12 protein-coding genes and 1 pseudogene are annotated in these 11,762 nt (G+C 53.6%); 8 read left to right on the top strand and 5 right to left on the bottom strand.

Going from position 1 to position 11,762, the window contains the following annotated elements; genetic code table 11:
- Window positions 1–7: 7 nt before the first annotated feature.
- The 7 genes from urtE (at window position 8) to cheZ (ending at window position 6,431) form a co-directional block, all read left to right on the top strand.
- A complete protein-coding gene (urtE, locus tag FDY98_RS20985; RefSeq protein ID WP_027957930.1) occupies window positions 8–697 on the top strand; it encodes an urea ABC transporter ATP-binding subunit UrtE in 690 nt (229 codons plus the stop codon).
- A 44-nt stretch (window positions 698–741) separates the two neighbouring features.
- Window positions 742–1,797, top strand: coding sequence for an aliphatic amidase (locus FDY98_RS20980; protein ID WP_027957929.1), 1,056 nt, complete (start codon window positions 742–744; stop codon window positions 1,795–1,797).
- A 29-nt stretch (window positions 1,798–1,826) separates the two neighbouring features.
- A complete protein-coding gene (locus tag FDY98_RS20975; protein ID WP_027957928.1) occupies window positions 1,827–2,876 on the top strand; it encodes an AAA family ATPase in 1,050 nt (349 codons plus the stop codon).
- Between the two features lie 136 nt (window positions 2,877–3,012).
- Window positions 3,013–4,242 carry a formamidase gene (gene fmdA / locus FDY98_RS20970; RefSeq protein ID WP_027957927.1) on the top strand — a complete coding sequence of 410 codons (1,230 nt, stop codon included), beginning with the start codon at window positions 3,013–3,015 and terminating at the stop codon, window positions 4,240–4,242.
- An 80-nt stretch (window positions 4,243–4,322) separates the two neighbouring features.
- On the top strand, window positions 4,323–4,655 hold the full coding sequence (locus tag FDY98_RS20965) for a zinc ribbon domain-containing protein (protein ID WP_081742674.1): 333 nt from the start codon (window positions 4,323–4,325) through the stop codon (window positions 4,653–4,655).
- A gap of 97 nt (window positions 4,656–4,752) precedes the next feature.
- Complete coding sequence (trhA, locus tag FDY98_RS20960; protein ID WP_027957926.1) at window positions 4,753–5,463, top strand: PAQR family membrane homeostasis protein TrhA; 711 nt, start codon at window positions 4,753–4,755, stop codon at window positions 5,461–5,463.
- Window positions 5,464–5,744: 281 nt separating this feature from the next.
- Complete coding sequence (gene cheZ, locus FDY98_RS20955) at window positions 5,745–6,431, top strand: protein phosphatase CheZ (protein WP_022521318.1); 687 nt, start codon at window positions 5,745–5,747, stop codon at window positions 6,429–6,431.
- A 72-nt stretch (window positions 6,432–6,503) separates the two neighbouring features.
- On the opposite strand, the gene FDY98_RS20950 is transcribed toward cheZ, so the two are convergent.
- The 3 genes and pseudogenes from FDY98_RS20950 to FDY98_RS20945 form a co-directional block, all read right to left on the bottom strand.
- Window positions 6,504–6,923: a glutathione S-transferase family protein gene (locus tag FDY98_RS20950; RefSeq protein ID WP_340146915.1), complete on the bottom strand. Its 420-nt coding sequence runs from the start codon at window positions 6,921–6,923 to the stop codon at window positions 6,504–6,506.
- A 32-nt stretch (window positions 6,924–6,955) separates the two neighbouring features.
- Window positions 6,956–7,126: pseudogene (locus tag FDY98_RS28750) on the bottom strand (glutathione S-transferase N-terminal domain-containing protein); the annotation flags it as partial.
- Window positions 7,127–7,169: 43 nt separating this feature from the next.
- Window positions 7,170–8,123, bottom strand: a complete 954-nt coding sequence (locus FDY98_RS20945) for an AraC family transcriptional regulator (protein WP_027957923.1) — start codon at window positions 8,121–8,123, stop codon at window positions 7,170–7,172.
- Window positions 8,124–8,221: 98 nt separating this feature from the next.
- Here FDY98_RS20945 and FDY98_RS20940 point away from each other — a divergent pair, with 98 nt between their 5' ends.
- Window positions 8,222–8,959 carry an SDR family oxidoreductase gene (locus FDY98_RS20940; RefSeq protein ID WP_027957922.1) on the top strand — a complete coding sequence of 246 codons (738 nt, stop codon included), beginning with the start codon at window positions 8,222–8,224 and terminating at the stop codon, window positions 8,957–8,959.
- 80 nt (window positions 8,960–9,039) lie between these two features.
- Here the strand turns inward: FDY98_RS20940 and djlA are convergent, their stop codons facing one another.
- Together djlA and dxs are read right to left on the bottom strand one after the other, a co-directional pair.
- Window positions 9,040–9,804, bottom strand: a complete 765-nt coding sequence (gene djlA / locus FDY98_RS20935; protein ID WP_027957921.1) for a co-chaperone DjlA — start codon at window positions 9,802–9,804, stop codon at window positions 9,040–9,042.
- Between the two features lie 32 nt (window positions 9,805–9,836).
- A complete protein-coding gene (gene dxs, locus FDY98_RS20930) occupies window positions 9,837–11,762 on the bottom strand; it encodes a 1-deoxy-D-xylulose-5-phosphate synthase (protein ID WP_035539248.1) in 1,926 nt (641 codons plus the stop codon).

Raw genomic sequence — 11,762 nt, 5'->3', positions numbered from 1 at the left:
CGCCACCATGCTTGAAGTCAACGATTTACGCGTTAGTTATGGTCAGAGTGAAGTGATCCACGGCATCAATTTCGCCATGAATCAGGACGAAACCTTGGCTGTTATGGGTCGCAATGGCATGGGCAAAACCACCCTGTTCAAAGCCTTGATTGGGGTGCTGCCAAGCGGGGCGGGAAGCATTCGCTTGGAGGGTAAAGAACTGATTGGCCTGCCCGCCCATAAGCGCGTCGCCGCAGGTTTAGCCTACGTCCCCCAAGGGCGCATGATCTTTCCCAATCTCACCGTGATGGAGAACATCGAATCCGGGCTTGAGACCGCGAAAAGCCGCAAAGTACCCCGGGAGATATTTGACCTTTTCCCAGTATTACTGGACATGCGCAACCGCAAGGGCGGCAATCTCTCTGGCGGCCAGCAACAGCAGCTCGCCATTGCTCGTGCACTGGTCACCGAGCCCAAGGTGTTGCTGCTTGATGAACCTACCGAGGGTATTCAGCCCTCAATCATCAAGGAGATTGCGCGGACACTTAATGACATTCGTGAGATGAAGAAGATCGCCATTTTGGTTTCCGAGCAAGTACTCAGTTTTACCATGGAGATCGCCGATCGGCTCACGGTCATCGAGCGGGGCGAGCTTATTCACGAAGAAACACGCGCCACCGCCGATCAAGCCAAGATCGCCAGTTATCTGTCTGTTTAATCCTGCTTTTTAATCAGTGCTCAACAAGCACAGGAGTGAATTTTATGCGTCATGGCGATATTTCCAGCAGTGCTGATACCGTCGGCGTAGCGGTGGTCAATTACAAAATGCCGCGCCTACATACCCGTGAAGAGGTGTTAGACAACGCCCGTAACATCGCAGAAATGATCAAAGGCATGAAAGTGGGTTTACCGGGAATGGATCTGGTGGTGTTTCCCGAATACAGCACCATGGGCATTATGTATGACAACGAGGAAATGATGGCCACCGCCGCCACTATCCCTGGCGATGAAACGGCGATTTTTTCAGCCGCCTGCCGGGAAGCCAACACCTGGGGCGTGTTTTCACTCACCGGTGAACGGCATGAGGATCATCCCCACAAGGTGCCCTACAACACCCTGATATTGATCGATAACCAGGGCGAGATAGTACAGCGGTATCGTAAGTGCATTCCCTGGTGTCCTATCGAAGGGTGGTATCCCGGCGACACTACCTACGTCACTGAAGGCCCGAAGGGCATGAAACTTAGCCTGATCATCTGTGACGACGGTAACTATCCGGAAATCTGGCGCGACTGCGCCATGAAGGGGGCCGAGCTGATCGTGCGTTGCCAAGGCTATATGTACCCCGCCAAAGAGCAGCAGGTGTTGATGTCTAAATCGATGGCCTGGGCCAACAACTGTTATGTAGCGGTGGCGAACGCCAGCGGCTTTGACGGGGTTTATTCCTACTTTGGTCATTCGGCGATTATTGGCTTCGACGGTCGCACGCTCGGTGAGTGTGGTGAAGAGGATATGGGGATCCAGTTTGCCCAGCTTTCGATCAGCCAGATTCGCGATGCCCGTGCTAATGACCAGTCGCAAAACCATCTGTTCAAACTGTTGCACCGGGGCTACTCAGGTGTTCATGCCTCGGGTGACGGTGATAAGGGCATCGCCGATTGCCCCTTCGATTTCTATCGTACCTGGGTTATGGATGCCCAGAAGGCGCAGGAAAACGTCGAGGCGCTAACGCGCAAAACGATTGGCGTTGCCGAATGCCCAGTGGGTGAGTTACCCGTCGAAGGCAAAGAGCGTGGCGCAGGGCAAGACTCACACTGAAAGGCCGCAAAGCCCTGGGGAGTTATAAATTGCCCTTTATTAATGATCGCCTGGAGGGGAGTCGTGAGATCGCTGATCTGGAGCGGGAACCAAAGGCCAACGGAAGGCCTTCACGCTTTCGGTTTGACCCTGCACAAGTAATGCAGCGATTGCGCGAACGTATTGTTGGCCAGGAGCACGTACTCGATGCCATGGAGGCGATGTTGTACGTCGTCAAGGCCGATATCGGCGCCGAGGAACGCCCGCTAGCAGTCAATCTTTTTCTAGGGCCCACCGGTGTAGGTAAGACCGAGACGGTACGGCTGCTAGCAGAGGCTATTGTTGGCCGTGCAGATGCGCTGTGCCGTATCGATATGAACACGCTTGCTCAAGAGCACTATGCGGCGGCACTGACGGGCGCCCCGCCGGGCTATGTGGGTAGCAAAGAGGGCCATACGCTATTTGATATCGATGCCATTCAAGGCAGTTACAGTAAACCCGGTATCGTGCTGTTCGATGAACTGGAAAAGGCCTCGAAGGAGGTGGTGCGTAGCCTGCTTAACGTAATGGACAGTGGCCAGTTAGTACTGTCGGGCGGTACACGGAGGATTGATTTTCGTAACACGCTTATTTTTATGACCAGCAATATCGGTGCTACTGACGTGGTGGTCTATCGCGGCCGTTTTGAGCAGGGTTGGCGTCGCTGGTTAGGTCTGAAGCCAAGCAAAGAAACCCGCGTGCAAGAACAGGCGCTGCAACGCCATTTCGACCCTGAGTTTCTTAATCGTATAGACCGCATATTGCCTTTCGAGAAGCTGGATGAGAATTGGTGGTCGTCCCTGTTGGATATCGAGCTCGCGAAACTCGATAAACGCCTCGCTAAACAGCAAATCACGCTGCAGCTAACTGACGAAGCTCGAAACTGGTTGTGCGAGAAACGCGACCCAAAATTTGGCGCTCGTGATTTAGCACGAAGGCTGCGTGTGACGTTAGAGCCAGCGCTGGCCAGCGCTCTGCTGACGTATCCAGATAAGCAGTTATTCCAAGCCAGCATCAACGAAAAGCATTCGCTTAGCGTTCTTCCCATCGCCACTCAATAGTTTTGATACGTCATATAACGTAGTGGCCGTGGTGTATTAGCTTATGGTTGCCTGAGTAACTATTTTACATAGTGGTACAGGGAAAACGGGTTTCTCTATAACCATTATTCGACGTTACGTGAAAGGGGTATGTGTCATGGCTGAAACAATCATTAAAATTGACCTTAATCAGTCACCTTACGAGAACGAGCAGATTCACAATCGATGGCATCCAGATATCCCCATGGCCAGCATGGTGAAGCCTGGTGATGACTTTATTATTGAATGCCATGACTGGACCGGAGGACAAATCCATAACAATGATAGCGCCGACGATGTGCGTGATGTGGATTTAACTCAGGTTCACTTTTTATCAGGCCCAGTGGGTGTTGAAGGCGCCGAGCCTGGCGATCTACTGGTGGTCGATATTCTCGATATTGGCACCTTTGAAGAGAGCCAGTGGGGGTTCAATGGCTTCTTTTCCAAACAGAATGGCGGTGGTTTTTTAACCGAGCACTTCCCAGAGGCACAGAAGTCGATTTGGGACTTTAATGGCATGTTCACCAAGTCCCGCCATATTCCTGGTGTAGAGTTTGCCGGTCTGATCCATCCCGGCTTGATCGGCTGCCTGCCTTCAAAAGAGATGCTGGATGAATGGAATAAGCGAGAAAAAGCGCTCTACGATACCGAGCCTGATCGCATCCCCCAGTTGGCCGCGCTGCCCTACGCCGATACGGCGCATATGGGCAAATTGTCAGGCACTGCCAAGCAGCAAGCTGCCGCTGAAGGTGCACGCACTGTGCCTCCGCGTGAACATGGTGGTAACTGTGATATCAAAGACTTATCACGGGGATCCACCATTTACTTTCCCGTTTATGTCAAAGATGGCGGGCTATCGGTAGGCGATTTACACTTCAGCCAAGGTGATGGGGAGATCACTTTTTGTGGCGCCATTGAGATGGCCGGCTGGATTCATTTGCGCGTTAACCTAATCAAAGGAGGCATGGAGAAGTACGCCATCAAGAACCCCATCTTTAAGCCGAGCCCCATAACGCCTAAATACGATGATTATCTGATTTTTGAAGGAGTATCGGTAGACGAACAAGGCAAACAGCACTACTTGGATGTCCATGTTGCCTATCGTCAGGCCGTTCTCAATGCCATCGAATATTTAAAGAAATTTGGTTATACAGGAGCCCAGGCATACTCACTACTGGGATGCGCACCCGTACAGGGGCATATTAGCGGTGTCGTCGATATTCCCAATGCTTGTGCAACTCTTTGGTTACCAACCGATATTTTCGATATTGATGTGAAGCCGAATGCCAATGGGCCCGGTGCCCAAGTCGCCCAGGGGGCTGACTTACCACTCTCAAAGGATAAGTAGCGGTTAATAGCATTGAGATAGGCGGCGGCGTCTTAACATCGCTGCCTGTTTGAAACAGAAACTATTAAGGAGAAAGAGGTATGCCTCTCTACGACTATAAATGTGCTGCCCATGGCTTATTCCACGAGCTGGTTCCCCTACGAGAATCAGGTGATGCTCACGTTTGCCCAACTTGCGGAACGCTATCCCCTAGAGTACTGATGGTTGCCCCTCAGCTGTTAATGATGGACGCCACAAAACGTAATGCTTTTGCTCGCAATGAAAAAGCCGCACACGAGCCTAGGCATGGGAATCAGAATAGTGAGCACGAGAGCGGATGCTGTCATCGAGAACGTCATAAACCCCAGGTATTTTATACGGCGGAAGGTAATAAAATGTTTCCCTCAGCACGTCCGTGGATGATTAGCCATTAAGCCCCCGATCGCTTCTACCGCACCACTCACGCCAATGATGTAGATATTGAGCGTAAGGGGTGATAATACTGGGGCATGGCATGTTAGGAGCCTCAGATTGAAAGCGGTCTATGAAAAGCAGTGTCGAGAACAGCGTGAAAACCCTCCCGAAGAGCAGGGCGAATTCAGCGTTGTCGAAGAGTACCTGAACAGCATCACCCACGGTATCGGTGCTGTGCTCAGTCTGGTGGGAATGGTAGTACTGTTGGTTGCGGCGAGTTACGCTGCCCATGCCGACCCGTGGAAAATCGTTAGCCTGAGCCTGTACGGCACCACGCTAGTCCTGCTTTATACCGCTTCGACCCTTTACCATGGCATCCCTCATCGGCGCTGGAAGCAGCGCCTTCAGTTACTTGATCACTGTGCGATTTATTTACTCATCGCGGGTACTTACACGCCTTTTTTACTCGTCAATATGCGTGGCACTACAGGCTGGGTTTTGTTTGCCGCCGTGTGGTCGCTGGCGTTGGTGGGGATCGCCTGCATACTGCTATGGCCTCAACGTTTTTCGATATTACGTGTGGCGATTTATCTACTCATGGGCTGGATGATCGTGCTGGCATCAGGAGAGATGGCGGCAAGTCTTTCAACGACCGGCATTGCCCTGCTGGCCGCAGGAGGAATTACCTACACGCTAGGGGTGATCTTCTACGCAGTGCGTGCGATCCCCTACAACCATGCGATTTGGCATCTGTTTGTAGTGGCTGGCAGCATCTGTCACTACTTTGCCGTTTATAGCGCCGTTCTACCGCACGTTTCAGCTGCTTAATGGTTAATCGCTCGACTTCGAACCATTGCCTGCTTGAACCCGCCTGTAAATTAGATGGTTTTTAAGGGGTTAAAAATACCTGTAACTCGCAGTTTCCCACTGTAGACTAAACGTTAAACTTAAGTTTTAGGATGTTGAGCCGACAGTAGTATCAGGTTTAGATGCAGACCTTGATGTATTTAACGCCGTGCATCCTGAAAAAACACAGTGGGTTCGTATAGTGATGTCTATTGCCACACCCAAAACGACATTCAATAAGCTTTTCCAACAAGAGGATTGTCATGAGCACTGTTAACAACGCCCACGACACGACGATGCCGTCGGTACTGGGCAAAAAAGACAGTACTGATGAGATGGTGCATCGCATAGGCCACTTAACGCGCCTACTGCGGGACAGCATGAAAGAGCTGGGCCTAGATCAGCAGATTAGCCAGGCGGCGCAGGCAATACCGGATGCCAATGACCGGCTCAACTACGTTGCCTCAATGACGGAGCAGGCCGCAGAGCGGGCATTGAATGCCGTTGAGCGCGCTCAACCGGTGCAAGACAGCCTTGAAGAAGAAGGCGCTGCGCTTAATGAGCGCTGGCAGGCGGCGGCAGCTAAGCTCGCGGCAGTAGAAGGTGATGCTAAGCTCGTCGAGGATACACAGAACTTTTTGAGCAGTAAGCTTCCCACCGCAACCGGGGCTACTCAAAAAGAGCTGCTTGAAATCATGATGGCCCAAGACTTTCAGGATCTCACCGGTCAGGTGATTAAGAAAATGATGGAAGTCATCAAGCTCATCGAAGAGCAGCTTGTTCAGGTGCTGGTCGATAATGTTCCTCACGTCACCGACGGCGTTAAGATGGAAGATGACCGCGATGAACATGCCAAGCTTCGTAACGGGCCGCAGGTGAACCAAAATAAGACGGATGTGGTGGCAGGGCAGGATCAAGTAGACGATTTGCTTGATGACCTTGGCTTTTAAGCAACGCCCGACTAGTTTAAAAACCGTTGCCACATACTGCCAGCAACGGTTTTTAAAGCGTTTAGATGTTGATTAACTCTCTGCTGCTGCCTGCTCTTTTTCGATTGCTCTAGCCATCGCGGCGCGCTGAATATGGCGTTCGCGATAGGCCAATAGCGGTTCGGGTAAGCGGTGCTTCATGCTGACCGCCCACGATAAAGTATGGGTTAAAAACAGATCCGCAAGGGTAAAGGTGTTACCCACCAAGTTTTCTTGCCCGTTGTAGCGGCGCTCCAGCGCGCTTAGCGCACGCTGAAACTCCCATGCGCAGACCGGCAAAATAGCGGGAACGCGTTTATCTGTGGGCAGGGCAAACTTATGCTTGGCCTGATTCCACAGTGGCTGCTCCATTTCGGTGACGATAAAGCTGAGCCACTGGTCGACCTGAGCTCGAGCGGCAGGGCTGCTGGGTAGGAGGTGCCGTCGCCATATTGCTCCGCTAGATAACGGCAAATCGGCACTGATTCAAATAGCGATACTTCTCCATCTTCAAGAACTGGCACCTTGCCATCCGGGTGACGCGCCAAATGCTTGGCTGTTTGCCCCTCGCCTTTATCCAGCGCCACATGCTGGCACTGATACTCTAGGCCTAACTCTTCAAGCGTCCACGCTGCTCGTAGCGAGCGGGAGTGGGGAAAGCTGTACAGCGTGATCATGGCGTGCTCCTGGCGAAAAAACGATTCTTTAATCTAGCGGTCGTTAGCGACGCTGTCGATTCTCTTCCTTGCCCACAGGTTTTTTTAACTGGGCTTTGGGGGAGTGTCCAACGGTTCGTTTAAAGGCGGTGCCGAAAGCACTCTGTGACATATAACCCACGGTTTCAGAAACCTCTGCGATACTTAGGCCTTCCTGAATCAATCTTTGCGCCAGCTGCATTCGCCAATGCAACAAATAATCGATCGGTGATTTTCCTACAGCTGTTCGGAAGGCATTAGAGAACGAAGATCGCGACATGCCGACTCGATGTGATAGGTCTGCGACTGTCCAGGGGCGACTAGGCTCAGAATGCATGAGGTCTAACGCGGCGCCAATTTGAGAGTTATTCAGTGCTCCAATCCAGCTGGTTAAAACATCTTCAGGTTCCGCTGTGGTGCCAGCATATTCCCGTTTTGCAAAAGCACGTAGAAGTTGAACCAGCAGCATGTCAGCTAAATGTCGCCGCATTAAACCGAAACCAATCTCGGTACGACGGATTTCGGTATCCAGGATTTCTAAAGTATGTCGCAAAGAGGCTGCCGATGGTGCAGCAGCCGGAATTCGCATGAATGGCGGTAGAGTGTCGATCAATAATTGCGCGTGTAGATCATCTAATAGAAAGCTTCCAGCAAGCAGTACTGTCTCGGCGCCGCCGTAATGACCAGTATCGGAATGTTCCCAGTCGATAACGGCCACTCCGTCCTCGGCCAAGAGGTTGGGATCACTGGCAATAACGTAGGGTGGCGTGTGCGAAAGAAGGAATACATCACCTTCATCAAGCCAGATATGTTCTTGGTTTGGATATATCAGCCAGCAGCCTCCACGCATAACGGCTGCGAATTTAAGAGCAGGTTTTGCAGGAAATCGAAGTGCCCAGTCCCCACCGGCTTCGAGTCTGGTACATCGCGCACTACGCAAATCGAGTAGCGAAAATACTTCCGTTAGCGTATCGCTCATTATTAATACGATCTCTATAAAAAACTGTATTTTCCAGCATAGATAAACCAGTTGAGGCTCACCATAATATTTTCATTAACCGAGAAGGGGGATATGAAATGACGGGTATCAGCGGCAAGGTTATCGCTATCACGGGAGCAAGCAGCGGCATTGGCCGAGAAACCGCACTTAAGCTGGCTGGAGTGGGGGCAAAGCTAGTTCTAGGGGCTCGCAAAAGGGAAGCGCTGGAAAGCCTCGAGGAAGAGATAACGCTGATGGGGGGCGAAGCGGCCTTCGCAATAACGGATGTCTGCGTCCGCGAGGATCTGCAGAGACTGGTTGACGTTGCCTGTCAGCGGTTTGGTCAGCTTGATGTTTTCATTTCCAACGCAGGCATCGGCCCCATCTCAATGTTAGATGAACTGCGCGTTGACGATTGGGATGCGATGATTGATGTAAATTTGCGTGGAGTCATCTATGGCATCGCGGCTGCACTACCGATTTTCCGTCGGCAGTCCTCGGGGTACTTCGTGAGTGTGATTTCAACAGCCGGGCTAAAGATCGTTCCAGGGCAGGCAATTTACGCAGGTACAAAAAATGCCGTACGCACTATCCACGAGGGACTTCGACAAGAAGCAGGCCCCAACCTGCGAGTAACGGGGATATCTCCCGGCATAATTCGCACGAGTTTTGGCGACGCTATCCCTTCTCAAGAGCTTCGAAATAAGGTTGCGGACAGCATGGAGTCAATAGCCATTGACCCTGCTGCTGTTGCATCGGCCATCGCTTTTGCCATTGCCCAACCACCCGAAGTCGATATTGGAGACATTGTCGTTCGGCCAACGGCGCAAGGGTAAGATCAAAGGCCTAGAGCTATCGAAGTTACCCTTGTGGGGCCTCGTTAACTAGCTTTTGGAAATTGGCGATTGCGGTCAGACTAAGCGTTCCCCCTTGCCTCGCGGATCCGCTCGTAGGCATTGCCGATTTCGCTGGTGCGTGCCTGTGCGATATCACGCATGCTCTCGGGCAGGCCTTTGCCGGCCAGTTTGTCCGGGTGGTTTTGGCTCATCAGACGGCGGTAGGCTTTTTTGATTTCAGCATCGCTGGCGTCATCAGAAACCCCCAATACGCGGTAAGCGTCCTTGAGAGCCTCTTCGCTGGCGCCTTGAGAGTTCGCGGCCGCGCCGTGCAACATCGCTTCGATCTGCTGCACTTCGGCGTCGCTGCAGCCTACGCCCCGGGCGACACGTAGAATCATCTCGTGCTCGGCGGGGTGAAGCACGCCATCTGCGGCGATAGCAGAAAGCTGAACCTGGATAAATACCTGGCGCAGTACCGGCTGGCGTTGGGTTAAGCGGTTAACGGTGGCCAGCTCGGCGTCTAGATCGAAGTCATCGGCGCGGCCACGCTCGAAGGCGGCGCGAGCCTTGGCGCGCTGTTCGCCCTGGAGGTGCATTTGATCAAACAGCTTTTCGGCAACGTCCAACTCGCCGTCGGTCACTTTACCGTCGGCTTGGCATAAGCAGCCCATCACCGAGAAAATCGACTCCAAAAAGCCTTCCTGGATGCGCATCCGGGCGATATTCAGGCGACGGCTAAGGCGCTTGCCTAGCCACCAGCCCAGGCCACCGCCAATCAGCAGCCCTACCGGGCCTCCAAACGCAAGGCCAATCAAGGCGAAAATAATAATTAGAAATAGCATATTAGTCTCAACGTAATTTAAAAAATAATGGCTTATGGCAGTCGAGCGCGAATAGCCTGCTCAATGCCTTCGATATCCAGCTGACAGTCGGCAAGCAGCTGCGCGGGTGTGCCGTGCTCTATAAAGGCGTCCGGCAGGCCGAGATTGAGCACTTCCACCTGAACGCCTTCGGCGTGGAGCAGCTCATTCACGGCGCTACCTGCGCCACCGGCAACCACATTTTCTTCCAGTGTCACCAATAGTTCGTGCTCGTCGGCTGCGTGCAGCACCGCATCGCGATCCAGCGGTTTGATGGAGCGCATATTGATATGGGTTGCGTTGAGTCGTTCGGCGACTTCCGCAGCGGCGCTGTTGAGGCTGCCAAAGGCGAGCAGCGCAATACGCACACCATCGTTGTCGGCATGGCGGCGCACTTCCGCTTTGCCAATGGCGAGTGGCTCAAGATGCGCGGGAATTTCCGCACCTGGGCCGGTGCCACGGGGGTAGCGCACAGCAGCAGGGCCAGGGTGGTGATAGGCGGCACTCAGCATGGCGCGGCACTCGGCTTCATCCGCCGGGGCCAGAACCACCATGCCGGGCACACAGCGCAGAAAGGAGAGATCCATGCTGCCGTGGTGCGTGGGGCCGTCTTCGCCCACCAGGCCCGCGCGATCAATGGCGAAAGTGACGTCCAGGTTCTGCACGGCAACGTCATGAATCAACTGGTCGTAGCCGCGCTGCAGAAAGGTGGAGTAAATCGCCACCACGGGTTTCATGCCTTCGCAGGCCATACCCGCCGCGAGCGTTACCGCATGCTGCTCAGCAATCGCCACATCGAAATAGCGCTGAGGGTACTCTTTTGAAAAGCGAATCAGGTCGGAGCCTTCGCGCATGGCGGGGGTAATGCCCATCAGGCGCTTGTCGCTTGCCGCCATATCGCACAGCCATTCGCCGAACACATTGCAGTATTTTTTCTTCGCGGGTGGCGGGGTAACCACCGGTTTCTTGACCGTAGTCGCGTTGGCTAGCGTTTCGGGTTTTTCCAGCTTAGTAATAGCGTGGTAGCCAATCTGATCCGCTTCGGCGGGCAGAAAGCCTTTGCCTTTCACCGTCTTGATATGCAGAAACTGCGGGCCGTCGAGGTCGCGCAGGTTTTCGATTGTATGGGTTAACGCGTCTAGGTCATGGCCATCAATGGGGCCTACGTAGTTAAAACCCATCTCTTCAAATAGCGTGGCGGGGCTGACCATGCCTTTCATGTGCCCTTCAGTGCGCCGGGCAAGTTCCAGGGCGCCGGGCAGGTGCGAAAGCACTTTTTTACTCTCTTCGCGTATTTTCAGGTAGGGCTTGCTGGAGAGCACCCGGGCTAGGTAGGTCGCCATGCCGCCGACGTTCTCGGAAATCGACATCTCGTTGTCGTTGAGCACTACCAATAGATTGGCATTCACGTGGCCAGCGTGGGCGAGGGCTTCAAAGGCCATGCCGGCGGTCAATGCGCCGTCGCCAATAATCGCGCACACGTGACGCTTATCGCCCTGTGCCTTCGCTGCCAGTGCCATACCCAATGCCGCCGAAATCGACGTGCTGGAGTGGCCGACGCCAAAGGTGTCGTACTCGGACTCGGCGCGGCGTGGAAATGCTGCCAGACCGCCGTGCTGGCGAATACTTAGCATGGCCTCGCGGCGGCCGGTGAGAATCTTGTGCGGGTAGGCCTGATGGCCCACGTCCCACACTAGTCGGTCGTGGGGCGTTTGGTAGACATGGTGCAGGGCAACGCTCAGCTCGACCACGCCGAGCCCAGCGCCAAAGTGACCGCCGGAAACACCCACGCTATAGAGCAGGTAGGCGCGTAGCTCGTCGGCCAGTTGGGCGAGCTGGGAGGCATTCATGGCCCGCAGCGCGGCGGGGTGGTCAAAGGAGTCGAGCAGCGGCGTCGTTGGGCGCTCGCGGGGGATTTCGTCGAACAGCTTCATGGGCAT

Source organism: Halomonas sp. PA16-9 (genome assembly GCF_009728585.1).
Lineage (GTDB): Bacteria > Pseudomonadota > Gammaproteobacteria > Pseudomonadales > Halomonadaceae > Vreelandella > Vreelandella titanicae.
This window is presented reverse-complemented; position numbering and strand designations above follow the sequence as displayed.

Excerpts from the sequence above, each read along its gene's own strand:
- urtE (WP_027957930.1), top strand. The coding sequence starts at position 8 with ATGCTTGAAGTCAACGATTTACGCGTTAGTTATGGTCAGAGTGAAGTG.
- fmdA (WP_027957927.1), top strand. The coding sequence starts at position 3,013 with ATGGCTGAAACAATCATTAAAATTGACCTTAATCAGTCACCTTACGAG.
- djlA (WP_027957921.1), bottom strand. The coding sequence starts at position 9,804 with ATGCTATTTCTAATTATTATTTTCGCCTTGATTGGCCTTGCGTTTGGA.
- FDY98_RS20945 (WP_027957923.1), bottom strand. The coding sequence starts at position 8,123 with ATGAGCGATACGCTAACGGAAGTATTTTCGCTACTCGATTTGCGTAGT.
- cheZ (WP_022521318.1), top strand. The coding sequence starts at position 5,745 with ATGAGCACTGTTAACAACGCCCACGACACGACGATGCCGTCGGTACTG.
- dxs (WP_035539248.1), bottom strand. The coding sequence starts at position 11,762 with ATGCCCATGAAGCTGTTCGACGAAATCCCCCGCGAGCGCCCAACGACG.
- FDY98_RS20940 (WP_027957922.1), top strand. The coding sequence starts at position 8,222 with ATGACGGGTATCAGCGGCAAGGTTATCGCTATCACGGGAGCAAGCAGC.
- FDY98_RS20965 (WP_081742674.1), top strand. The coding sequence starts at position 4,323 with ATGCCTCTCTACGACTATAAATGTGCTGCCCATGGCTTATTCCACGAG.
- FDY98_RS20980 (WP_027957929.1), top strand. The coding sequence starts at position 742 with ATGCGTCATGGCGATATTTCCAGCAGTGCTGATACCGTCGGCGTAGCG.